Genomic DNA, 21218 nt, shown 5'->3' with positions numbered 1-21218 from the left:
TTAGCCCGGGGTGACGGCGTAGCGCAAATGGACGAGCCCGTGCGCGAGGGCTTTGCAATCCTTGAGCGACAACCGCACCTTGTCGGCAAGGCCGCTTTCACCGAACTCGACAAAGCCCTGGTTTGCCGCCCGCGCATCGAGCGCGGGAGCAATGAGAAGGCTGAGTTCATCGACCAGCCCCGCCGCCAGGAAGGAGCCGTTGATGCCGGCGCCGCCTTCGAGCAGCAGGCGGCGGATGCCGAACTCACGCCCGAGCACGTCCAGCATGGCGGCGAGATCGATGCCGGGCGTTTGCGACACGATATAGGATACCCCGTCGGTGGCGAGCTCGGCCAGATGGCTGTCGGCCACATCATACCCGAGCAGCACCACGACATGGTCGCCGCCGATATCGGGTTTGGCGAAGTGCAGCTTGCCCGAGGCATCGAGCGCCACGGCAAAGCTGCCCGCGTCGCGCCGCGCGAAATGATGCGGCCGATCGACCTTGCCCACATGCTCGGGCGGATGCGCGGCGGCCTTGCTCATCTCGGCCATGGTGACGCGGCCGACGATCCAGGCGTCACCTTCGAGGTCGTTGTGGATCTTTTCATAGAGGCCCGACCACTCCGCCCGGCTGCCGTCGGGGCTTTCAGTATAGCGGCTTGGATGAAGGCTGCCGTCGAGCGAGGCAAGCATGTGGCAGATGATGCGCGGCTTCATATGGTGTCTCCATTTCGTCGGCCTGGCCGTCCCAAAGGTAGTGGCGCACCGGGAAAATGGAAGCCGATGCGGTGTGCCTTGAGGCTGCACGCCCCGGCAGGTAAAAAATGACTGGATCTGCGCGACCTAGGGGCCGGTGCATGACGGACATCATCCTGTTTCACTCGGTTCTTGGCCTTCGCCCGATCGAGCGTCATCTTGCGGAATGCCTTCGCGCCTGCGGCCATGCGGTCGCACTGCCAGATCTTTATCAGGGTGCGGCGACGGATGATCTGGATGAAGGTTTCGCGATCAAGGCGCGGATCGGCTGGGGTGCCATCTGCCTGAAGGCGCGAGAGGCTCTGGCCTCGACGCCGGGGGATGCGGTGCTGGCGGGTATCTCGATGGGAGCCGGCGTGGTGGCGGAATTCTGGGCGTCGCGGCCGCTGGCAACGGGTGTTCTGCTGTTGCATGGTTTGGCGACCGTGCCTGCCAACACACGACCCGGCTTGCCCATCCAACTGCATGTCGCGGACACCGATCCACTGTTCCCCGAGCCCGACGTCACTGCCTGGCAGGAAAGCGCGGAGGCAGCGAGAGCGGATGTGCAGGTTTTCCGCTATCCAAACGCGGGACATTATTTTTCCGACCCGGCACTGTCCGATTACAATGCAACGGCGGCCGCGCAGCTCTGGAGCCGCTCCTTGGCGTTCCTGACGTAGAAGGCCTTCGGACCGAAGAGTCCAAAATTCAGACAATTCCGACAAGTTGCTGTCCAGGCTGTTATATCGATGTTGCACAAATGGTTGACCCTGGGTTAGCATCCTCTTGTTGACGCCGATCGGAGGAGTTTAGGCGGCGGTCAGCTGGAGCGGCATGCGTTCTTGGCGCAAGGAGGATGCTCCAACACTTTAACCGGCGCATGATCCTTCCTGAAACCGGTCCCGGTTTTTAGGGGCCGTGCGCTTCTGTGGAGGAGGAAACCCATGAACAGACGCGAATTCCTGATGACGTCCGTGGCCGCGGGCGCCATGATGCTCGCCGCACGCTCGGCTTTCGCCGAGGACAAACTCACCATACTGGGCTCGGTGCCCAGTCTCGGCTTTCCGTTCTTCGTGCACATGCTGAATGAGATCAAGGCCGAAGCGCAGGCGCAAGGCGTCAACCTGACCGAGAGCGACGGCCAGAACTCGGCCACCAAGCAGACCGCCGACATCGAGGCGGCGCTGGTGCAGAAGGTCAACGCCATCGTCATCTCGCCGCTCGACGTCAACGCGCTGGCGCCAGCCATCGAGGAAGCGGTGAAGGCCGGCGTTCCCGTGGTGACGATCGACCGCCGCGTCGACGGTGTCCAGGGCATTCTGGCCCATGTCGGCGCCGACAATGTCAAGGGCGGCGAGGCGGAAGCCCAGGCCGTGGTGGCGGCGTTCCCCAATGGCGCCAAGCTGTTCCACCTGCAGGGCCAGCCGGGCGCGGGTCCCGCGATCGACCGCAACAAGGGCGTGCACAATGTGCTCGATCCGCTGAAGGACAAGTACCAGATCGTCTACGAGCAGACCGCCAACTTCGCCCGCGCCGAGGCGCTGACGGTGACGGAAGCCGGCCTTGCCGCCAACGGCAAGCCGGACGCCATCATCTGCGCCAATGACGACATGGCGCTGGGCGCGCTCGAAGCGTGTGCCGCGCGCAATTTCAGCGACGTCAAGATCTACGGCTTCGACGCGCTGCCGGAAGCGCTGGTGGCCGTGCGTGACGGCAAGCTCGCCGGCACGGTCGAACAGTTCCCAGGCAAGCAGTCGCGCACCGCCGTGCAGATCGCGGTCGCCTACGCCAAGGACAAGACGGAGCCGAAGGAGAAGCTGGTGCTGCTCACGCCCATCGTCATCGGCAAGGACAATCTCGACAAGGCGGAGAGGCTGAACGAGACGAAGTAGGGGCGGGTGGACATCGGCCGATTGGCGAGGCGGGCAGGACAGCACCCCCCTCTGTCCTGCCGGACATCTCCCCCGCAAGGGGGGAGATTGACTGTTCGTCTCCTTTCGCCAACCTCAAACGTTGCAGGAAAAGCGCGGTCAGAGACACTGGTGATCTCCCCCCTTGCGGGGGAGATGGCCGGCAGGCCAGAGGGGGGTGTTCAAGCGCAGCCTGAACCGCATCAAGGAGCCACCCTTGTCTCCGTCTGAAGCCGCATCGCCGATCCTGCTTGCCGTCGAGGGCGTCACCAAGCATTTCGCCGGGGTGACCGCGCTGAGCGATGTCTCGCTCGATGTCCGCGCCGGCGAAATCCTCGGCCTGCTTGGCGAAAACGGCGCGGGGAAATCGACGCTTCTGAAAATCCTGTCGGGGGTCATGCCACCGTCCGGCGGCCGCATCACCTTCGACGGCGCCGAGTACCAGCCGGCGAGCCCGCAGGAGGCCAAGCGGCTGGGCATCGTCACCATCTACCAGGAACTCAGCCTGATCCCGACGCTGACAGTGGCGGAGAACATTTTCATCGGCCGCGCGCCGATCGGCCGGCTTGGGCTGGTGAGTTGGCGCAAGATGGAACAGGATTCCCGCGCCATCATTGCCCGTGTAGGCCTTACCATCGATCCGATGACGCCGGTTTCGGCGCTGTCGGTGGCCGAGCAGCAGCTGGTCGAGATCGCCCGTGCGTTGTCCTTGAAAAGCCGGCTGATCATCATGGACGAGCCGACCTCGGCGCTGACCGAGACGGAGGTGCAGAGGCTGCTGTCGATCATGGACCGGCTGCGCAAGGACCATGTCGCGATCATGTTCGTCACCCACCGGCTGGAAGAGGCATCCGCCATCTGCGACCGCATGACGGTGCTGCGCGACGGCAGGCTGGCGGGACATCTCGAGCGTCAGGGTGGGCCGGTCAAATTGCCCGCCATCATCGAAAAGATGGTCGGCCGCGCCGCTTCCGAACTTTACGCCCGTCCGGCGCAACGCGCGGCGGCCGGCGATGTGGTGCTGTCGGTTCGGGGCTTGCGCACCGTGCGCGATCCCGAAGCGCCGCACGCCATCGTGCTCGACGGTGTCGATATCGACCTCAAGGCGGGAGAGATCCTCGGCGTTGCCGGCCTCGTCGGCTCTGGCCGCACGGAGCTGGCGCGCGCCATTTTCGGCGCCGACCGCATCGCGGCGGGAACGATCACGCTCGACGGCAAGCAGATCGCGCCCGCATCGCCGGCCGACGCCATCGCGCTCGGCATTGGGCTGGTGCCGGAAGACCGCAAGCACCAGGCGATCTTCGCGGCACTTGGTATCCTGCCGAATTTCTCCGTCGCGTCCCTCGGGCGCTTCAGCAACGGCTTCGGCTTCATGGCCGAGCGGCGCGAGCGCGACGCGCTGTCGGGGTTCAGGAAGATGCTGTCGATCCGCATGGCTTCGGCCGAGCAGGCGATCGAGGGCCTGTCGGGCGGCAACCAGCAGAAGGTGATCCTGGCGCGCTGGCTGGCGCGCGACCCGAAAGTGCTGATCGTCGACGAGCCGACGCGCGGCGTCGATGTCGGCGCCAAGGCGGAGGTGCACCAGATCCTTGTGCAACTGGCGGCGCGCGGCATCGCGGTGATGATGATCTCGTCCGAATTGCCCGAGGTGCTGGCGGTGTCGGACCGCATCGTCACCATGCGCAAGGGGCGCATCACCGGCGAAATGCCGGGCGTCGAGGCAAACGAGGAAAGATTGATGGAACTGATGGCGCTCGACAGGCAGGATACGCCGGCACAGGATGCGGAGGGGCAGGCACGATGAGCATCGCCGAGGAACAGAGCCAGCGCGGCGGCGTGACGATCGCGCGGCTTTTGATGAGCTTTGGGCCGCTGCTGTTCCTGGCGGCGCTGGTCGTCGTCTTCACCGTGCTGAAGCCGAGCTTCATCGACCCGATCAACCTGTTCAACATCACCAGGCAGATCTCGATCACCGGGCTGATCGCGCTCGGCATGACCTTCGTCATCCTCACTGCCGGCATCGATCTTTCCGTCGGCTCGCTGCTCGCCTTCTGTGGCATGGTGGCGGCCGTGGTCGCCAAGGGCGGCACCGCCAACACGCTGTCGCTGTCCACGTCAGGCACGCAAGGTTTTGGCTGGTTCGCGGCGTTGCTCGCTGCTGTCGTGGTCGGTGCGCTCGCCGGCGGCGTGCAGGGGTTCGCCATCACAAGGCTGAAAGTGCCGCCCTTCGTCGTCACGCTGGGTGGGCTGACGGTGTTCCGCGGGCTGACGCTGACCATTTCCAATGGTGGCCCGATCTCCGGCTTCGACGCCTCGATGCGCTGGTTCGGCACCGGGCTGATCGGTCCGGTGCCGGTGCCGGCGATCATCTTCGCCATCGCCGCCATCCTGTGCCATATCGTGCTGCGCTACACCCGCTATGGCCGCGCCGTCTATGCCGTCGGCGGCAATGCCGAGGCGGCACGGCTGTCGGGCCTGCGCGTCGACCGTATCCTGGTCTCGGTCTATGTCATCGTCGGCTTCTTCGCCGGGCTCGCCGCCTTCGTGCTGTCGGCCAGGCTGAATTCTTCCGAAGCGGTGGCCGGCATCGGCTACGAATTGACTGTGATCTCCGCCGTCGTCATCGGCGGCACCTCGCTGTTCGGCGGCATCGGCTCGGTCGGCGGCACGGTGGTGGGTGCTGCCCTGATCGGCGTGCTGCAGAACGGCCTGCAGTTCAACAACGTCTCGTCCTACACGCAAAGCATCGTCATTGGGCTGATCCTGATCCTGGCGGTGGCGTTCGACCGCTGGCTGAAGTCGCGGGTGAGGCGATAGGAGCGAGAGGTTGTGCGCTCACCCCAGCCATTTGCCAGGAAGCTGCCCCATTTCTTGCAAAACATCCGCGCCTTGCTAGAAAGGCTTCGCGCGGGGCAGCGTGAAAGAATCTCATGGTTGCCGACATCATCGGGCCGATCAGCTTGAGTTTTTCGCTGCTGCGGCGCTTCTGGCCGCAGCTCGTGGCGCTGGTGCTGGCCGGGGTGCTGGCCGGCGATCTCCTGCTGCAGCTGGCTGCCAGGGTGGCGCTCGCCAACCATTTCGCCGGGCTTGCCATGCTGACGCTGGTGGCGCTGGCGCAGCTGGTGGTGACGGTTGCGATGTTCCATGTGCTACGGCCAGGCCTGCCCAATGTGCTGGCCGCGCAGCGCGGCGCGGACAAGGCCGCGGCCTCCGAGAGCGAAGTCGCTGGCAAGGAGGCGAGAGGTACTGACCGGCGCGGCTCGCGGCTGGTGCGCATGATCACCATCGCGCTGCTGCCGTTCTTTGCCTATTACGCCGCCTGGGGGTTCCTCGGCGATATCGTGCGCCAATATTCGCGCGCCTCGCTCGAACAGGCCGATTTCGGCCAGAGCGGCAATGTGCTCGACGTGCTCGATTCGCGCTGGCTGCTGATTTCCGTCGCCGTGTCATGGCTGATCCGCCGGTTGGCCAAGTTCATGCAGACGAAGACGACGGCAACGTCGTTCTGGCAGATCGTGGTCGTGATCTGCGAGACCAACTGGATCTTCGTCGGTCTCTACGTCATCAGCCGCTGGAAGGACAGCGCGCTGCAATGGCTGATGAGCCGCAATCTCTGGTCCGTGCTGCAGGCGTCCATCGACGGGCTGGCGAGCCCGGTGACGGCGACGAGCGCCGCATCTGTGGTGCCGGTCGAGATCACCTCGATCGCGCCCTCGACGGTGGCGGTCAATCTGTTTTTCTACATGCTTTTGCCGCTGATCTGGCTGGTGATGGCGGCGCTGATCTATGGCTATGATGTGCGCGACGACGCGGCGTTGATGCGGGTCGACAGCCGCGTCGAGCGGTTCGGCCGGCGCTATGCCGGACTGCCGAAATTCCTGCGCGATTTCGTCGAGCATTTCATCGCCGGCTACCGTTCGCGCTACCTGCCGATCGCCAATGGCGTGCGGCTGACGGTGAGTTCCAGCCTGGTGCTTTTGTGCACGCTGATCGTCGGCTACCGCCTGCTCGACTGGGGCGCGGCCTGGCTGTGGCTTGGCGCGACGCGGCTGATTGGCCCGCACGAGCTCGATGTCTGGCAGATTTTCTCCCATGGACTGACGCTGCTGTTCGGCAGCCCGTTCCAGGATTCCTCCACCGGCATTTTGATCGAGCCGATCAGGATATGTTTTCTCGCCGCCGTGCTGGAGACGGCGTTCTCGCTGCCCAAGCGGGTGACCGGGACTGTCGAAGCGCGGAAGTAGAGGATTTGTTGGCGCCGGCCTTGCAGAGCCGAGCCTGGGGCGTTGTCACTTCGGCGGCCGCTGGAAACGCAGATACCACGGCCGTTCGCTGCCCAGCCCGACGGCGGGGCGAATGGTTTTCACCGCGTCCTCGGGCACGATGAAGGTGTCGCCGACGGTGATGACATCGCCTTTTTTGGCGCCGGAGAAGATGGCCGAAGCGCAATTCATCACGCCGTCGGGCAGGCTGACGCCGCTGATGAAATCGGGCAGCCATCGGCGCCCGGCGGCATCGGTCAGCATAAGTTTGCAGCCCAGCCATTGTTTCTGCAGGTCTGGGTCGCCAATGGTCACGGTGAAGGTAGCGATGACGGCGTAGGCGTGGTTGGGCAGGCGGCCAGCCTTGCCGCCGCGCAAATCGGCCAGTTTCCAGCCGCTGCCGCCGAACGGCACGGATTGGCCGAACTCGACATCCCTGGCGATAAGGTCCTCGCCATGCAGCCATTCGCGGACGCTGTCATGGCTGGTCTCGGCCAGTGTCAGCGGCAGCAGGATGGCGAGCGCCATCAAGCCGCGCCGGCGCCATCGTCGCTCGGATTGCCGGTCCACGGTCGGGGTGTCTGTCGAAACGGCGCTCATGTCTTGCCCTGCGGTGTCTTGTCCTGCGGTGTCAGGCCCGGCGCCGCGTCGAGGTCGAATTCCGGCAGGATGTCGGCCGGCTGGCCGTCAGCGCCGGTCGGCAGCGCGTCGAGGCTGATGCGGGCCTGCGCGTCGAGCGGGCCGAACTGGCGCGCTGATATCAGCAGCCTGGCGCCGCGGATCTGGTCCGGTGGTACCTCGAAGACGAACAGGCTATGGTTGTCCAGGCCCGGATCGACGCCGTGCGGCGGCATGTCGGGGCGGTAGCCCAGCCGCTCCGTCTGGTGATAACGCAGCCCGGTCGGGCCTTGCCAGAAGCCGTCGGCGACCGCGGTGGAGGTGCTGGTCGCGGTGAGGTTTGTTGTTACCACCGCCCATAGGCCGCTGGTCGTCAAAAGCTTCTCCTGGCCGAACTGATTGGTCTTGAGCTGGCGCGCGAAGATCACCTTGTCCAAGCTGACAACGAAGCTGCGCGCGCGCACCGTGTCATGCATCGAACCATCGATGGGGATAGGTGCGGTAAGGTCGGCATAATGCGGCTTCGTCATCTGCATGCCGTAGCTCAGCACCACGGTGGCGCAAAGGATCGCGAGATTGCTAAGCACGCGTATCCTCATGGGCCGCTTTCCGGCTGCCCACTCTGAGACTGCCCACTCTGCGACTGCCCGGCCGTCGGCAGGTCGGCGACCGGCAAGGTGACGGTGCCGAGCCGGTAGGGGTTGTACCAGCCTGGTGTGCCATAGAGATTGTCGCGCGGCTTGAAGATCTCGGCGGTGACGCCGAAGGCGAGGCTTGCCGGCACGGCGGCGTCCCCGGCAAGCGGCCAGACATAGGCCATGCGCTCGGTCATGCCGGGATGCAGTTCCGGCGTCATCGTGGAATCGCGTGTCAACACGATCATCGGCACGGGATCGGACAGGATCACGCCGTCCGGCGCGAAGACGTTGAAATAGCCCTTGTCGGATTGCGCGGTGCGGTTGGTCATGTCGACTTCCAGCACCAGTGCCTTCTGGCCCGGCTTCAGCGGCACGCCGTGGACCCCGGCATGGCCGACATAGGCGCGCACCGGCTGCAGGCGCCAGCGGCCGGCCTCGATGACGGCGTCTGGCGGCAATTGTGGTGGATCATGGGCGGGCAGGGCGCCGAATGCCCCCATCAGGCCGGCGACGAACAAGGCGGCAATGGTCCCCGCGCCGGCCGTTATCCAGGTCTGAACTTTTGAGCGGGCAGTCTTGAACATTCCAAATTATGTGCGTCGAACGAACAGGCACCCCAGGCGCAATCTAGAAAGAAAAATCAGGGATTGAAACCGCAAATGGCTCGGTCCAGCCGTGCTCGGGCCTCAGGCTGCTTCAAGTGCCCAAAGACGATGGCCGAAACGGCGGAAGAAGCGCGCCACGAGCCGCTGCTGCTTCGCCCTGGCAAGATCGGCCAGGCGCCGTTCCTGGCGCCAGCGCGGCATGTTGCGCCAGCCGGCGATGAAACGGGCTGCATCCTCGACGGCTTCGTGCGCCGACAGCGCCGGGTCGATCGCGGCCAGGAACAGCGGCTCGGCGCGCTTCAACTCGTCGATGACGGCCTTGCGCCTGAAATGATCCAGGCGGGCCTGCGCGATGCCGGTGCGGCGGATCGCCTCGAAGGCTTCGAGCAAGGCGGGACTGTCGCCGGTGTAGCCGCAGGCGCGGGCGAAATCGGCGGCATCCATTCTTGCTCCCGGATCTGGCGCGAGGTGATCCCGCGCCGACTCACATTTGCAAGTGTGATATAAGCATAACTCAAACATACATAGAAGGGAGACTTTTGGATGAGTTTGGAAACTGCGACTCGACTCCTGCTTCGAAACACGGGAAGATAGGAACAAAGCACGAACAAAAGGACGGAGAAGTGATGGCGTTGCCAGGCAGGGAAGCAGTGATCGCGCAGGTCGCCTCGCTGTCGGTCGAGTGCGCCGATTGCGGCCGCAACAGGTGGTGGCGGCCCGATCAGTTGAAGCGCTTCGGTGTGAATGGGAGCACGCCGCTGGCCGCGCTGTCGGGCCGCATTGTCTGCTCGGCCTGCCGGGCCGACGGGCTGCCTGGCACGGCGATCTCGATCCAGGCCGCTTTCATCGACGAGCGCCAGCGCGTGCGCTCGGAAGCGCGCATGCTGAGCGGCCGCGACGTGCCGCTGGAGGGGTCGAGGCGGGCTTGAGGGCGCCGGCTGGCCAAGTCGTCAGCAGACGTCGTCTTCGTCGAAGAGGGCAACGTCTCGCCCTGCGTGAAAGGCTTGCAAGATCGTCACGGTGTTGTCCTTGACGCTGAATGCTATCGTGGCTCGCGGGCGATAGCCCGCGGTACGCAGGCCCGGCCTAGTATCCCAGCAGTTCCTTCAGCGGAATCACCCGCCAGACGTGCTTGATGGCGTAGCGATTGAAGGTCAGCGTCTTGGGCGGATTGTACTGCTCGACCACCAGCTCACCCGCCGTGCGCCGGACCAGTTTCTTGATGAAGGCCTTGCCGTTCTTCTCGTTCTCGTCGGGAAAGGTCTCGATCACCACATGGTCGCCCGGCACCGCGTCGCGGCCGCCGCAATAGATCATGTCGCCGGGTTCGTAGCGCGGCACCATGGAATCCGAGAGGACATGGAGCGCGAATACTCTCGGCAGGTTGCGGACCCCTGGCGGACGCTGCACGTATCCTGCCGGCTCGCCGTTGAAGGTGAAGTCGCCGTCGTCGCCGCCGACGGCGGCGCCCAGCACCGGAATGTCCATCGCTCCGGCCGGCAGCGGGCCGGCGTCGGTGACGATCTCGGCGTCCGCCACCGGGCCGGCATCGTCGAGGAAGACGACCTGCCCTTGGCCCAGCGCCACGGGGTCGACGCGCAGGAAGGCGGCGGTCTTCAGCAAGTTTTCGGTCTTGGGCAGGTTGCGCCCGGTTTCCCAGTTGCCGACGGCGGCGACATCGGTGTCGTTGTGCTCGGCGATGTGGCGCATGACCAGGCCACGCTGCTTGCGTGCCTGGCGGATCGCGGCCCCGACCCTGATCGACAGTTGCGTTTTCACCATGGCCTCATGTGAGCGGCAAGTCCTGCTTTCGTCCATGAAAGAATGGCTTGCATCAATTTTTGAGTTATGCTTATATCAACTCATGCAAAAGCTCAACCCTCTCAGAGTCGACAGCACCTCCAGACCGGCCTTGCCGGCCTGCCCTTTCCCTTCCGCCCCGGCCGCCTCCTCCCCGGCCGGGGCGAAGCGCGAAGCCGATTGCCTTGGTGCATCGGCCTTGCGTCCGGTCCGCCCGTTCCCGGCGGCCGGAACGGCCGGAGCCGCCGCTCCCCGCGGCTCCGGCCCCCCATTCGACCCGGCCGCGGGTGTTGCCTGTCGCACGCAGAACGGCACCGTAGATCCTGTACGAGCCGATGACGGGCAGGGCTGGTTCGGCCCCCCGATAGAGACCTGGCGCGGGCGCGGCTTGCGCGCCTCGCCGCAGGTCGCCCGGCGAGGCTGAGAGCCGGCTCGTCCACAGCAATCCCAGCGGCCGACAGGCCGACCAGGCCCGACAGCGCCCATGACGGCCGCGGGCAAACCGACGCTTGCCTGACGGCGCCGTCCACGGCGGCCGCTGGCCGCGCAATGGAGACGGACATGGCAAGCTACAGTGACAGCGAATTGCAGGCGATTGCCGCCTGGCTCGGGGATGGGCTTTCGGCCTCCAGGATCGCGGCGGCGTTCAGCGCACAGCGCGGCAGCCCAGTATCGCGCAACGCCATTATCGGCATCGTCCATCGCAATGCCATGCTGGGCGCGATCGGCTTCGCCAATGGCAAGGGCCCGTCGGCAGCCGGCACGGCGATGGCCAAGGCGGCGAGCCGAGCCGCCAAGGCGGAACCTCCAACGAGCCGTGCCGGCGCCATCCCGCAGCCGGGGAGCACACCGGCCGTGCGGCCGAAGCAGGCCCCTTCGCCCGTCCGGCCACGGCTTTTCCAACGCGAGGCGGGCGTGCTGATCGCTGATGGGCAAACCTACCGCTTCAAGGTGCCGGCGTCGCCGCGCGGTCCTATCGGCCGGCAGCCGCATGGCGTGGCCATGCGCTTCATCGATTGCCTGTTCACCCGCTGCCGCGCACCGCTCGACCTGGCGCTGGAGGAAGATGCTAAAAATGGTCAGCCCCGCGGACGGCCCGGCCAGGACATGCTGTGCTGCGGCATGCGCACCACGGCGTTGAAAAGCTACTGCAGCTATCATCAGGCGCGCTTTCACCGCCCTGTTTGCGAAGCCGGGTGAAGCTCGGTCCCTTCTCCCCGTTGAATGGAGGAAAAGGCGCTTCTCACGCCGCCGTCACCAGTTTCGATCGCCGCCAATACCGGGAGAATTACCGTGAACGCCTATCGCGCCGCACCGCTATTTCGGCATCTGGCGCCCTTGTTTGGGCGGCTGCACCGCCCGTCGCTCCAGCATCGTCGCCGGGCCGCCGCCGGCAACCAGAATGCCGGCAACCCGGGCAAAGCCGGTGAACACTTTCATTGCATCGGATTGCGAGATCTGCGCCGCGATGGCGGCGCTGCAGGCGTTGAGGGCGCTGCGATAGACGTGGCCCCGCCGCTCGATCGGCCAGCGCTGCAGGAAATCGGCGGCCTCGCTGACAGTCTCGATCTCCTCGACATGGCCGTCCAGGGAGACTTTGAGCGGCACTCCGGTCTTCATCGTACCCACGGCATTCACCTTCGGTCCGGGCGCGGCTTTCGAGCCGACGCTCATAAACGCACAAGGCCTGCCGCCGGTTGCATCGCGGCCGTCTCAGGGGCTCGCCGCCGCGTCGAGCCACTCATGCGCGCGGCTTCTTGGCTTGGCCACCAATATGCCTTGTTGCCTGGCCGCCTCGCGGAAGGCCTCGAAGGCGGGGCGCGGACAGCAAGTACCCTCGACCGCGAGCCGGACGAGCCGTGCCGCCTCGAGATAGCCCGGCGCGGTTTTGTCGGGCCATTGGTGACGAAGCGCCATCGCCGCATCGGCCACCGAGCCGACCAGCATGGTCTTGTTGTCGCAGAAACGCAGGGTCACCGGCATGAAAGCCGTCATGGGCAATCCTCCCCTTGGGCATGGACGCGTCACAACGTCCGGACCGGCGGCGGGTTCCATTAGCGCGGCTGTAAGAACGAGGTGGTGCGCGGCATGAGCGAACGGCCCTTCATGCAGCTCTACGTCTCCGATTTCGTCGGCGACACGCTGCAACTCTCGACCGAGCAGATCGGCGCCTACATGCTGCTGCTGATGGCGATGTGGAACGCCGGGGGAAGCCTGCCCGAGGATGACGCGAGGCTGGCGCGCGTGGCGCGCCTGCCGTTGAAGCGATGGCGCGCGATCAGTGCCGAGCTGCTCGCCTTCTTCGAGCGCGAGGGCGACGAGATCGGACACAAGAGACTGACGAAGGAGCTGCGCAAGGCGCGGCTCAAGAGCGAGGCGAGAGCGGCCGCCGGCGCGCGCGGCGGAGCCGCCACCGCCTTGAAAACAAAGGCGCATACCCAAGCAAATGCCGATGTTTTGACGCGGCATTCTCCAGAGTCCAGAAACCAGATGGAAAAAGCTTCGGCTTTTTCAGCGCGCGAAGGGCGCGAAAGACCGGGCCGGCTCAAAAAGCCGCCGGGCTGGACCAGGCCGAAAACCCACGGGGACGCCGCCAACGCCATCATCGAGGAGATCCGCGGATATGACCACGGTCGAACTGCAGCAGGCAACGAAGGCGCTGGCGGCAATGTTCTCCTGCTTCCCGCAATCCGCCCTGACTGACGTCGAGATGCAACTGCGCGGCTACCTCGGCGCGATCAGGGATGCCGAGCTGGGCGACCTGCAGGCCGCCATCCAGCGCTTCGTGCGCGGCGAGGTGAGGAGCGGCAACGCGCAGTTCTGCCCTTCGAGCGCGCAGCTCTGCATCGAAGTGCGCGAGCGGCGGGTGATGCGGGAGTTGCTGGCGCGGAGGGGCGCCGGCCTGGTTTCCTCGCCTGTGCGAAGCGGCGGGCAGGTGGCCCGGCGAAGCCCGGACGGAGAGGGGGACGCCCTCGGCCATGCCAGAGCCGACTGAGAATTGGCCACCACTCGAACACAACCAAGGAGCCACCCATGCCCAAAAAAACCTGCCAGGCCGCAAGCGCCGAAACTGCCGAGAGGCGAGGCCGAGCAGGTGCGCATCCGTCGCGAGGTCGGCCATGATTTCGCGCTGAAGGACGATGCCTTCGGCCGCAAGCGGCTGACACCGGGCACGGCCGAGGCGCGGCGCGTCTACGAGGTGTCGAATGACGGCCACACTTCCACCGGCGGCATCGTGCGGGTGCGCAATGTCGACCCGCTGCTGGGCATCACCTCGCTGACCCGCCAACAGCGCGAGGCCGGCATGCGCTACCGCGAGCACTTCCGGTGCAGCCAGCAGGCCGATATCAAGCCGATGCGCTGGACGGAGCGCGTCGACGGCGGCCGCATCGGCGGCGGCATCGCCGACAGCGTGCTCAACGCCGGCCGCGCGCACGCCGCCGCAACACGGGCCCTCGGGCATTGGGATGTGGCGGCAATCGTGCATAAGGTCGTGTGCCTGGAACAGCCGGTGAAGACCGTGGCCGAACAGGATGGCGAAGGCCGCGACGTGGTGACGAAGCTGTTGAAGGTAGGGCTCGACCTGCTGGCCGTGCACTATGGGATGATGATGGGGCGTTAGGGTTGTTCAACCCCGACGATGCGGGCGCGCCGGCAGATGCTGGTGTTTTACGCAAGCCGGACGGCAATATTGATCCGGCCGGCTAACGCCGGCCGGGCCAAATCCCAAGGTCAGTAGCCGCAGACCCGCACTCTCTCGATTACACGGTGGTGGTGGCGCCAATGCTTCACCAGCTCGGTGTGGCAGCGGCGATGGTACATGCCGTAATAGCGCGGCCGGTAGCCGTCGTCGTACACGCCATAACGATAGTGGTGACGGCGGTAATAGGCACCATCGTCGGAGTAGCCACCGAAATAGTCGCTATCGTCGGAGTAGTGACGGTAATAGTCGCGATGTCTGGGAACGTAGTAGTCGTCATCATAGCCGTTCCCGATGCCGAGCGTGATACTGGCGGCATTTGCCGGAGCGATCACCGCCACCGCCGAAGCGACCGCGATCACGGATGCAAGCAAGAGCTTTTTCATGACAACCTCCTTCTTAAGGTGCGCCTAATAAACGCTGCAGCCGCGGCCCTGTTCCCATAAATCGGTGGATCGATCGTTCGAGCTGTTTGCCGGGGCGCGAAAGGACCTGTCCGGCGATGCCGCCCTGGCCGTACCTGTCAGCATGCTGGGGGGCGTTTTGAACCTTGGCCGCCGCCGTCCATTTCCCCTGGATGCAACGGGGGCCGAGTAAGCGGGCGCGCTTCCTTTTCCCACAAGGGGAAAGGAACCCTCTAAAACAGCGCCTTTTCCAGCGGTCCTGCCAATGTCTCGGCAAAGGCCGTCGCCAGATGATGCCTGTCGCGGAAGGCGAGCTTGCCGTCGATGAAGACGTGGCATTCGGTCGGGCCGCAGAAGCGGTCGGTGAGGTCGACATAGAGCGTGTCGGGGATGCTTTTCACCACCGCGCGCTCGGCGGCGGCCACGTCGTCATTGGCGGCCTCGGCCCTCGGCGTGTCGCACAGCGACGGCGCCTCGCGCCACCACAGCGCGCGGGCGACGCAGGCGTTCGCGAAGCTGTCGCCGATCGGCGTGTCGCGGATGACGGCGGCCTCGACGCCTGCCTGGCTGAAGGCCTCCAAGGTGGAGCGCAGGCCAGCCTGCCAGCGAGCTATCTCGGCCTTGCGGCTGGCGGCGGACATGTCGCGTGTCAGATTGCCGATCGAGAATTCCGAGATCACCACCAGGCGCGGCTTGCTGCGGATAATGTCTGAAATCGCCTGTTCGCGCCAGGCGTCGCATTCGGTGTAGTCGCGCTTGAGCACGGCGTTGAAGGTCGACAGGCGTGAAGCGCGGCACGAGGATTTGAGGTAGGTGATCACTTTGGTGTCGTTGCGTTTTGCTGCCTCGACCAGCGGCGTCGACCAGTGGTCGGCATGCGAATCGCCGAACAGCACGATGGTGTGGGCGGCGTCGGCCGGCCCGAAGGTGCAAGGTTTCGGCTCCACCGTGTGAAAATCGAGCAGGCAGTCCTTGTCGACGGCGCGCGCGATGGACGGCTGTTCGGCGGCCTCTTCAATGCCGCGCTGGGTGGGGTCGATGTTGCGCGTGGCCAGATGCGCGTTGGCGTAGGCCGCAGCCACGCCGGCGGCGGTCAGCACGAGGGCCGGGGCGAGGGCAAGCCCGGGGAAAAGCCGAAGCGGTCCTGCGGCCGGGCTGGCGACGAAGCGAAAGGCTCTGGCTGTCGCCGCCAGCCAGTCGCCGCGCCGCGCGGGGTTTTCGATCAGCCGGTAGGTGGCCGCCGACAGCGCCAGCGCCAGCACGGCGCAGCCGATGCGCTGCGCCACGCCGAGGTGGGGCTGCAGCATGGTGGCATAGACGATGACGGGCCAATGCCAGAGATAGAGCGAATAGGAGAGCGTGCCGACCCACTGCAAGGGCGGCAGCGAGAGCATGGCGGCGGGCGCCGAGGCTCGCCAGCGAGTCCTGGCCGGGGCATCGCCCTGCTCGCCGGCGCCGTTCAACAGCACCAGCACGGAGCCGGCAACCGGCAGCAGCGCGTACCAGCCGGGGAAGGGCAGGTCTTCGCTCAAACAGAGATAGGCGACGGCGATCAGCGCCAAGCCCAGCCATCCCTGTGCCGCCCGCAGCCAGGACTGATGCCGCCACAAGATTGGCGCGGCAAAGGTCGCCAGGCCGCCGGCGGCGAATTCCCAGGCCCGCAGCGGCGAGAAATAGAAAGCCCAGGCCGGCGAGAGACTGGTGAGCCAGAGACAAGCCGCGAAGGAGGCGAGGCCGACGGTACCGATCACGAGCACCGTCATGCGCCGGCCCCGATGCAGCCAGGCGGCGAAGACAAGCAGTGCCGGCCAGACGAGATAGAACTGCTCCTCCACCGACAGCGACCAGAAGTGGATGAAGGGGTTGCTCAAGGCATCGGCGGCGAAATAGTCGAACGACCAGCGCAGCAGCCACAGATTGATGGTGTAGGCCGCGGCATACATGGCGCCGCGCGAATAGAGCGCCTGTTCCTGCGGCGCCATGATGAAGGTGCCGACGGCGAGCGTGACCAGGATGACGAAGATGGCGGCCGGCAGAAGGCGCCGTGCGCGCCTGGCATAGAAGCGCCAGAGGTCGAGCCGGCCGGTCTCGGTGATCTCCTGCATCAAATGCGTGGTGATCAGCCAGCCGGAAATGACAAAGAAGATGTCGACCCCGGCAAAGCCGCCAGGCAGCGCCGTGAGGCCGAAATGGTAGGCGACGACGCCGCCAACCGCCAGCGCGCGCAAGCCCTGTATGTCAGGCCGAAACGATGCCGCCACCACAGCTCCTTCGTTTGCGCCCAGCCGTCACCTGTCCGGCCGGGTAGCCGATATTGCAATGCAGCATATATTTCGCAGTGCAACATGGCCAGAGCAAGGACGCTGTTTTTTCCTCTTCTTGAAAAAAGCGGGAAATGTGTTGATCGAGGCAAAAACTCGTGGGGTCAGGCACTTGGAGTGGGGGCCGAATGAGTAGCGGCAGGGCAAAGCACGGCGGTCACGAAAACAGCCCCGCGAACGGGGCTGTTTTCACGGCTGCGGCGCGTTATCAACTGCCGCCGTTCAATTTCACGCTGCTGCAGAACTCCGGATGCGTGTTGGTCGGGTTGGCGTTCTTGGCCTCGTCGGCGCAGGCGGTCTTCATGGCGGTCTGGTCCTCGGGCGTGAGGGCCTTCCAGGCTTTGACGAAGTCATCATTGCCGACCATCTTCTTCATGCCTGAGTCCGTGTAGAACGGCTTCATCTTGGCAGGATCGTCGAGAGCGGATGTTCCCGTGCTGCCTCCCGCGAGAGCCGAACCGGTGGCCATCGAAAGCGCCATCGCGCCAAGACAGATCATCTTGATGTTCATGACTGGATCCTTCCCTGTTGCTTTGTGATCGTCGAAGCAACGATCAAGGTTAGAAATATTTGCGGTATTTGGAACGCGAGCCACGGCTCCAGGCGACTGCTTGGTTTTGAGCAATCTTCCCCGCTGCTGCTCATCGCCGCTGACGCTGGACGACCAGGCTTCAGGTCGTCTGGACAACTTCGCGGCTCGCGGATGGTTCCGGGTTCCGGCAGGACGGCCTTGTCGCCGCACAAAAAAGGCCTCGCGGGCGCAGCCAGCGAGGCATTGATTGGAGGGACTTGTCATCGCCTCAGGAAGCGATTGCGCAGCAACGAGGCCGGCTTGCGGAAAGTTTCAGCGCCCAGCGACCGTCAAGCGCCTCTGCTACGAAAGCCAAGATCAGCTTGCCGGCACCTTGCAGACTTCGTCTGAGCCTACAACTTCGCTCGAACCTAGGAGGAAGCCTCGCTATCCCGCTGGATCAGCGTGCGCGCCGCGTCTGCCCCTGCCGCCAGGATGCGTTCCGAGAGTTCCGTTCCGTCCACGGCGCGGGCCATCTGAAGGGCGCCGATAAGGGTCGCAAAGATGCCCAGCGCAACGCTTTCCCGATTCCGGGTCCGCGGCGGCAGTTCCGCCGCCACCTGGCGCACCTGGGTCAGCAAGCGCTCGGTATAGAGTTGACGTGTTTCGGAAGGCTCGCGTGCGATCTCCGGCAGCAATGCGGCGGACGCGCAGCCCTGTCCCGGATTGTCCCGGTGTGCCGTCGACAGATAAGCGTCGATGGCCATATCCAGGCCGCCGGCAGCCAAAGCTTCGCGGATCTGGTCCGACTGATCCTCCAAGGCCGCTGCCACGGTTTCACGGACAAGCGCCGCCTTGGATTGAAAGTGCGGATAGAAGGCCCCGTTGGTCAGGCCGGCGTCTTTCATGATGGTTGCGAGCCCGGACGCAGCGATACCGTCACCGCGAAAACGGTTGGCGGCAACCTCCATGATCCGGCTGCGCGAGGCGTCCTTCCGGCCTTTTTCATAGCGCATGGCTGCGATTCCTTTCTTCTATTGCATTATGAGTGTAATATGATATTACGAGCGTAATTCTAACGAGGCGAAAAAGCTAGCCCTCATGATTTTGGAGCACCAAATGAACAGGAATTCGGGAAAGACCGCGCTCGTCACGGGAGCCTCCTCGGGCATCGGCCGCGCCAGCGCGGAAGCGCTGGCGCGAGCGGGATTTACCGTGTTCGGCACAAGCCGCCGCAAGCTCGGCGACAGCCCGAACGGAGTAACCATGCTGGTTTGCGATGTGACCGACGACAAGGCCATCGATGCACTCGTTTCAACCATACACGCGCAGACCGGCCGCATCGATCTGCTGGTCAACAATGCCGGCGTCGGCATGTTTGGAGGAGCCGAAGAATCCTCGATCTCGCAGGTGCAGGCGCTGTTCGACGTCAATCTGTTCGGCGTCATGCGCGTGACCAATGCGGTGTTGCCGTCGATGCGGCGGCAGGGCGTAGGACGCATCATAAATATCGGCTCGATCCTGGGATTGGTACCCGCGCCATATTCGGCGCATTACTCCGCGGTCAAGCACGCGCTCGAAGGTTATTCGGAATCGCTCGATCATGAGATTCGTGCCTTCAATATTCGCGTCTCGGTCATCGAGCCGGCATTCGTGCGCACCGTCTTCGACCAGAATGGAATAGAACCGGATTCCGTGCTGAAGGAATACGATCGGGCGCGAGCCGGCTTCAAGGCGTTGCTTGCCGATGTGATGCCCAAAGCCGATCGGCCGGAAGTGGTGGCGGATGTGGTCGTCAAAGCGGCGACCGCCAGCCAGCCGCGCCGGCGCTACACCGCGGGCAAGGCGGCCCGGCAGGTCAGCCTGCTGCGTCGCTTCGCGCCCGCCGGGATGTTCGACAAGACCTTGCGCAAGCAGTTCCGCTTGCCTGCCTGAGCAAACGATTTTCAGAAAGTGACCATGATGAAAGCCTTTGTCGTCGACAAATATCAGAAGAAGGGCGCCCTGCGGCTGGCCGAAATGCCAGAGCCGGATCCGCGGGACGATGATGTCCTGGTCGAGATCCATGCCGCCGCCGTGAACCTCCTGGATGCCAAAGTCCGGGACGGAGAGTTCAAACCCATCCTGCCCTATCGCCCGCCCTTCATTCTGGGCCACGACGTGGCAGGGATCGTCGTGCGGGTCGGATCGAAAGTCCGCGGCTTCAAGCCAGGCGACGAAGTCTATGCCCGGCCGCGCGATGGCCGGATCGGGACATTCGCGCAATCCATAGCCATGAACGAAGCCGACGTGGCCCTGAAGCCAAAAAACCTCAGCATGGAAGAGGCCGCCTCGATCCCGCTCGTCGGCCTGACTGCCTGGCAGGTGCTGGTCGAGAAAGCCAAACTGAGGAAGGGCCAGAAAGTCTTCATCCAGGCCGGTTCCGGCGGTGTGGGGACCTTCGCCATCCAGCTGGCGAAGCATCTTGGCGCGACGGTCGCGACAACAGCGAGCGCGGCGAGCACCGATCTGGTCAAAAGTCTCGGCGCCGATATCGTCGTCGATTACAAGAAGGACGATTTCGAAAACGTCCTGCAGGGCTACGACGTTGTCCTGAACAGCCAGGACGCCAAGACGCTCGAAAAATCGCTGCGCGTTCTGAAGCCGGGCGGCAAGCTGATCTCCATCTCCGGTCCCCCGGATTCCGACTTTGCCAGGAAACAAGGCCTCAACATCGTCCTGAGGCTGATCGTGGGCCTGCTCAGCCGTGGCATACGCCGCAAGGCAAAACGCGCCGGTGTCGACTATTCGTTCCTGTTCATGTGGGCGCAGGGCGACCAGCTGGGCAAGATCACGTCGCTCATCGAATCCGGCGCCGTACGCCCCGTCGTCGATCGGGTCTTCCCATTCGAACAGACCAACGAAGCATTGACCTATGTCGGGACCGGACGGGCAAAAGGCAAGGTCGTCATCAAGGTCAGATAGAATGGCGCGGCAGCGCGTCACCTGTCCCCGGCGCTGCCCGTCATCATCCTTGGCCGGCGTCGCGGCCCACCGGTCCCATCTCGACCTCCCTGAGATAAAACGCCTTGCTCGGCTGCAGGTGGTCGACGCAGAGCTGCGCCAGCACCCAATTGTCGCTGCGCTTCAGTGCCTCGATCATCATCAGATGATGCTGGCGCGAGATTTCGAGCTTGTCCCGGTCGGCCAGCGAATTCGCCCGTACCGGCAGGCTGAGGCGCATATAGTGCTCGATCGAGGAGACGAGATAGGCGTTGCCGCAGGCCGAGAACATGGTGAGGTGGAAGCGGTCGTTGGCCTCATGGATGCCTCTGAGGTAGCCGGCGTCGACATGGGCGCTGTAGACGCGGTGGATCTCGATCAGCTCGGCGATCAGCGCCTCGCTCGCCGGCAGCCGGATCATCAGCGCGGCCTGGCGCTGCAGCATCTCGCGCACCTCGTATATCTGGCGGACTTCCTCGGGGGCGAGCCGGCGCACCGTGGCGCCCTTATTGCGCTCGCGCGTGGCGACGCCAAGCCTTTCCAGCTGGTAGAGGGCCTGGCGGATGGTGTGGCGCGAGACCGGGAAGCGGGCCAGCAGCACGTCCTCGACCAGCCGCGTGCCGGGCGCCAGCCGGCCAAAGATGATGTCTTCCTCCAGCGCATGGACGATATCGGCTTCCTTGCCGCCATAGTCGACCGTGTTGAGCATCGCGATCCTCTTGCTGGCCCGGCCAAATCGTCATTGGC

Annotated in this window: 25 protein-coding genes; 12 read left to right on the top strand and 13 right to left on the bottom strand. The window is 64.8% G+C overall.

Translation table 11 applies throughout. The features are described from left to right. Positions 1-699 (bottom strand): RibD family protein, encoded by a 699-nt coding sequence (locus FJ954_RS23795; protein WP_140663532.1) that lies wholly within the window; start codon positions 697-699, stop codon positions 1-3. A gap of 140 nt (positions 700-839) precedes the next feature. Between FJ954_RS23795 and FJ954_RS23790 the strand changes: the two genes are divergently transcribed. The 5 genes from FJ954_RS23790 to FJ954_RS23765 all read left to right on the top strand — a co-directional run bounded on the left by FJ954_RS23790 (position 840) and on the right by FJ954_RS23765 (position 6874). Further along, complete coding sequence (locus tag FJ954_RS23790; RefSeq protein WP_140663530.1) at positions 840-1400, top strand: dienelactone hydrolase family protein; 561 nt, start codon at positions 840-842, stop codon at positions 1398-1400. Positions 1401-1664: 264 nt separating this feature from the next. Then, entirely contained in the window at positions 1665-2612 is a 948-nt protein-coding gene (locus FJ954_RS23785) for a substrate-binding domain-containing protein (protein ID WP_140663528.1), read from the top strand. A 235-nt stretch (positions 2613-2847) separates the two neighbouring features. Beyond that, entirely contained in the window at positions 2848-4434 is a 1587-nt protein-coding gene (locus tag FJ954_RS23775; RefSeq protein ID WP_140663527.1) for a sugar ABC transporter ATP-binding protein, read from the top strand. Further along, the gene (locus FJ954_RS23770) at positions 4431-5447 is read left to right on the top strand and encodes an ABC transporter permease (protein WP_023774610.1); all 1017 of its coding nucleotides are present in this window, start codon (positions 4431-4433) and stop codon (positions 5445-5447) included. Before FJ954_RS23775 ends, FJ954_RS23770 begins: the two co-directional genes overlap by 4 nt. Positions 5448-5560: 113 nt before the next feature. Then, positions 5561-6874 carry a hypothetical protein gene (locus FJ954_RS23765; RefSeq protein ID WP_140663525.1) on the top strand — a complete coding sequence of 438 codons (1314 nt, stop codon included), beginning with the start codon at positions 5561-5563 and terminating at the stop codon, positions 6872-6874. Between the two features lie 45 nt (positions 6875-6919). Here FJ954_RS23765 and FJ954_RS23760 read toward each other — a convergent pair whose 3' ends face one another. The 4 genes from FJ954_RS23760 to FJ954_RS23745 form a co-directional block, all read right to left on the bottom strand. After that, positions 6920-7492: a hypothetical protein gene (locus FJ954_RS23760; protein WP_140663523.1), complete on the bottom strand. Its 573-nt coding sequence runs from the start codon at positions 7490-7492 to the stop codon at positions 6920-6922. Further along, entirely contained in the window at positions 7489-8109 is a 621-nt protein-coding gene (locus FJ954_RS23755) for a hypothetical protein (protein ID WP_140663521.1), read from the bottom strand. The genes FJ954_RS23760 and FJ954_RS23755 overlap by 4 nt, the downstream gene beginning before the upstream one ends. After that, positions 8106-8732 (bottom strand): hypothetical protein, encoded by a 627-nt coding sequence (locus FJ954_RS23750; protein ID WP_140663519.1) that lies wholly within the window; start codon positions 8730-8732, stop codon positions 8106-8108. The genes FJ954_RS23755 and FJ954_RS23750 overlap by 4 nt, the downstream gene beginning before the upstream one ends. A 102-nt stretch (positions 8733-8834) precedes the next feature. Further along, on the bottom strand, positions 8835-9197 hold the full coding sequence (locus FJ954_RS23745) for a hypothetical protein (protein WP_140663517.1): 363 nt from the start codon (positions 9195-9197) through the stop codon (positions 8835-8837). Positions 9198-9379: 182 nt separating this feature from the next. Between FJ954_RS23745 and FJ954_RS23740 the strand changes: the two genes are divergently transcribed. Next, the gene (locus FJ954_RS23740) at positions 9380-9682 is read left to right on the top strand and encodes a hypothetical protein (RefSeq protein ID WP_015316815.1); all 303 of its coding nucleotides are present in this window, start codon (positions 9380-9382) and stop codon (positions 9680-9682) included. A 157-nt stretch (positions 9683-9839) separates the two neighbouring features. Here the strand turns inward: FJ954_RS23740 and FJ954_RS23735 are convergent, their stop codons facing one another. After that, a complete protein-coding gene (locus FJ954_RS23735; RefSeq protein WP_181166485.1) occupies positions 9840-10535 on the bottom strand; it encodes a helix-turn-helix transcriptional regulator in 696 nt (231 codons plus the stop codon). A gap of 579 nt (positions 10536-11114) precedes the next feature. Between FJ954_RS23735 and FJ954_RS23725 the strand changes: the two genes are divergently transcribed. Continuing rightward, positions 11115-11753 carry a GcrA family cell cycle regulator gene (locus tag FJ954_RS23725; RefSeq protein ID WP_140663620.1) on the top strand — a complete coding sequence of 213 codons (639 nt, stop codon included), beginning with the start codon at positions 11115-11117 and terminating at the stop codon, positions 11751-11753. Between the two features lie 117 nt (positions 11754-11870). On the opposite strand, the gene FJ954_RS23720 is transcribed toward FJ954_RS23725, so the two are convergent. Further along, positions 11871-12227 carry a DUF982 domain-containing protein gene (locus FJ954_RS23720; RefSeq protein WP_140663513.1) on the bottom strand — a complete coding sequence of 119 codons (357 nt, stop codon included), beginning with the start codon at positions 12225-12227 and terminating at the stop codon, positions 11871-11873. Positions 12228-12266: 39 nt separating this feature from the next. Beyond that, a complete protein-coding gene (locus FJ954_RS23715) occupies positions 12267-12548 on the bottom strand; it encodes a DUF982 domain-containing protein (protein ID WP_015316819.1) in 282 nt (93 codons plus the stop codon). Positions 12549-12641: 93 nt separating this feature from the next. Here FJ954_RS23715 and FJ954_RS23710 point away from each other — a divergent pair, with 93 nt between their 5' ends. The 3 genes from FJ954_RS23710 to FJ954_RS23700 all read left to right on the top strand — a co-directional run bounded on the left by FJ954_RS23710 (position 12642) and on the right by FJ954_RS23700 (position 14175). Beyond that, positions 12642-13256 (top strand): DUF1376 domain-containing protein, encoded by a 615-nt coding sequence (locus tag FJ954_RS23710; protein ID WP_015316820.1) that lies wholly within the window; start codon positions 12642-12644, stop codon positions 13254-13256. After that, on the top strand, positions 13177-13548 hold the full coding sequence (locus FJ954_RS23705; RefSeq protein WP_140663511.1) for a hypothetical protein: 372 nt from the start codon (positions 13177-13179) through the stop codon (positions 13546-13548). Before FJ954_RS23710 ends, FJ954_RS23705 begins: the two co-directional genes overlap by 80 nt. A 99-nt stretch (positions 13549-13647) precedes the next feature. After that, positions 13648-14175: a DUF6456 domain-containing protein gene (locus FJ954_RS23700; protein WP_348641142.1), complete on the top strand. Its 528-nt coding sequence runs from the start codon at positions 13648-13650 to the stop codon at positions 14173-14175. A 110-nt stretch (positions 14176-14285) separates the two neighbouring features. On the opposite strand, the gene FJ954_RS23695 is transcribed toward FJ954_RS23700, so the two are convergent. From FJ954_RS23695 to FJ954_RS23680, 4 genes are all read right to left on the bottom strand, one after another. After that, the gene (locus FJ954_RS23695) at positions 14286-14639 is read right to left on the bottom strand and encodes a hypothetical protein (RefSeq protein ID WP_140663507.1); all 354 of its coding nucleotides are present in this window, start codon (positions 14637-14639) and stop codon (positions 14286-14288) included. Between the two features lie 251 nt (positions 14640-14890). Further along, the gene (locus FJ954_RS23690; RefSeq protein WP_140617914.1) at positions 14891-16918 is read right to left on the bottom strand and encodes an acyltransferase family protein; all 2028 of its coding nucleotides are present in this window, start codon (positions 16916-16918) and stop codon (positions 14891-14893) included. Between the two features lie 268 nt (positions 16919-17186). Then, positions 17187-17489 (bottom strand): hypothetical protein, encoded by a 303-nt coding sequence (locus tag FJ954_RS23685; protein ID WP_015316825.1) that lies wholly within the window; start codon positions 17487-17489, stop codon positions 17187-17189. 431 nt (positions 17490-17920) lie between these two features. Beyond that, entirely contained in the window at positions 17921-18505 is a 585-nt protein-coding gene (locus FJ954_RS23680; RefSeq protein WP_140663505.1) for a TetR/AcrR family transcriptional regulator, read from the bottom strand. A gap of 103 nt (positions 18506-18608) precedes the next feature. On the opposite strand from FJ954_RS23680, the gene FJ954_RS23675 reads away from it, so the two are divergent. Continuing rightward, positions 18609-19424, top strand: a complete 816-nt coding sequence (locus FJ954_RS23675) for an oxidoreductase (protein ID WP_015316827.1) — start codon at positions 18609-18611, stop codon at positions 19422-19424. 27 nt (positions 19425-19451) lie between these two features. Further along, a complete protein-coding gene (locus tag FJ954_RS23670) occupies positions 19452-20453 on the top strand; it encodes an NADP-dependent oxidoreductase (protein ID WP_140663618.1) in 1002 nt (333 codons plus the stop codon). Positions 20454-20496: 43 nt separating this feature from the next. Here FJ954_RS23670 and FJ954_RS23665 read toward each other — a convergent pair whose 3' ends face one another. Then, positions 20497-21180 carry a GntR family transcriptional regulator gene (locus FJ954_RS23665; protein ID WP_140663503.1) on the bottom strand — a complete coding sequence of 228 codons (684 nt, stop codon included), beginning with the start codon at positions 21178-21180 and terminating at the stop codon, positions 20497-20499. Positions 21181-21218 lie beyond the last annotated feature (38 nt).

This window comes from Mesorhizobium sp. B2-3-15 (assembly GCF_006442875.1).
GTDB classification, from domain to species: domain Bacteria; phylum Pseudomonadota; class Alphaproteobacteria; order Rhizobiales; family Rhizobiaceae; genus Mesorhizobium; species Mesorhizobium australicum.
This window is presented reverse-complemented; position numbering and strand designations above follow the sequence as displayed.

Excerpts from the sequence above, each read along its gene's own strand:
- FJ954_RS23795 (WP_140663532.1), bottom strand. The coding sequence starts at position 699 with ATGAAGCCGCGCATCATCTGCCACATGCTTGCCTCGCTCGACGGCAGC.
- FJ954_RS23790 (WP_140663530.1), top strand. The coding sequence starts at position 840 with ATGACGGACATCATCCTGTTTCACTCGGTTCTTGGCCTTCGCCCGATC.
- FJ954_RS23785 (WP_140663528.1), top strand. The coding sequence starts at position 1,665 with ATGAACAGACGCGAATTCCTGATGACGTCCGTGGCCGCGGGCGCCATG.
- FJ954_RS23770 (WP_023774610.1), top strand. The coding sequence starts at position 4,431 with ATGAGCATCGCCGAGGAACAGAGCCAGCGCGGCGGCGTGACGATCGCG.
- FJ954_RS23765 (WP_140663525.1), top strand. The coding sequence starts at position 5,561 with ATGGTTGCCGACATCATCGGGCCGATCAGCTTGAGTTTTTCGCTGCTG.
- FJ954_RS23760 (WP_140663523.1), bottom strand. The coding sequence starts at position 7,492 with ATGAGCGCCGTTTCGACAGACACCCCGACCGTGGACCGGCAATCCGAG.
- FJ954_RS23755 (WP_140663521.1), bottom strand. The coding sequence starts at position 8,109 with ATGAGGATACGCGTGCTTAGCAATCTCGCGATCCTTTGCGCCACCGTG.
- FJ954_RS23750 (WP_140663519.1), bottom strand. The coding sequence starts at position 8,732 with ATGTTCAAGACTGCCCGCTCAAAAGTTCAGACCTGGATAACGGCCGGC.
- FJ954_RS23745 (WP_140663517.1), bottom strand. The coding sequence starts at position 9,197 with ATGGATGCCGCCGATTTCGCCCGCGCCTGCGGCTACACCGGCGACAGT.
- FJ954_RS23740 (WP_015316815.1), top strand. The coding sequence starts at position 9,380 with ATGGCGTTGCCAGGCAGGGAAGCAGTGATCGCGCAGGTCGCCTCGCTG.
- FJ954_RS23735 (WP_181166485.1), bottom strand. The coding sequence starts at position 10,535 with ATGGTGAAAACGCAACTGTCGATCAGGGTCGGGGCCGCGATCCGCCAG.
- FJ954_RS23725 (WP_140663620.1), top strand. The coding sequence starts at position 11,115 with ATGGCAAGCTACAGTGACAGCGAATTGCAGGCGATTGCCGCCTGGCTC.
- FJ954_RS23720 (WP_140663513.1), bottom strand. The coding sequence starts at position 12,227 with ATGAGCGTCGGCTCGAAAGCCGCGCCCGGACCGAAGGTGAATGCCGTG.
- FJ954_RS23715 (WP_015316819.1), bottom strand. The coding sequence starts at position 12,548 with ATGACGGCTTTCATGCCGGTGACCCTGCGTTTCTGCGACAACAAGACC.
- FJ954_RS23710 (WP_015316820.1), top strand. The coding sequence starts at position 12,642 with ATGAGCGAACGGCCCTTCATGCAGCTCTACGTCTCCGATTTCGTCGGC.
- FJ954_RS23705 (WP_140663511.1), top strand. The coding sequence starts at position 13,177 with ATGACCACGGTCGAACTGCAGCAGGCAACGAAGGCGCTGGCGGCAATG.
- FJ954_RS23695 (WP_140663507.1), bottom strand. The coding sequence starts at position 14,639 with ATGAAAAAGCTCTTGCTTGCATCCGTGATCGCGGTCGCTTCGGCGGTG.
- FJ954_RS23685 (WP_015316825.1), bottom strand. The coding sequence starts at position 17,489 with ATGAACATCAAGATGATCTGTCTTGGCGCGATGGCGCTTTCGATGGCC.
- FJ954_RS23680 (WP_140663505.1), bottom strand. The coding sequence starts at position 18,505 with ATGCGCTATGAAAAAGGCCGGAAGGACGCCTCGCGCAGCCGGATCATG.
- FJ954_RS23675 (WP_015316827.1), top strand. The coding sequence starts at position 18,609 with ATGAACAGGAATTCGGGAAAGACCGCGCTCGTCACGGGAGCCTCCTCG.
- FJ954_RS23670 (WP_140663618.1), top strand. The coding sequence starts at position 19,452 with ATGAAAGCCTTTGTCGTCGACAAATATCAGAAGAAGGGCGCCCTGCGG.
- FJ954_RS23665 (WP_140663503.1), bottom strand. The coding sequence starts at position 21,180 with ATGCTCAACACGGTCGACTATGGCGGCAAGGAAGCCGATATCGTCCAT.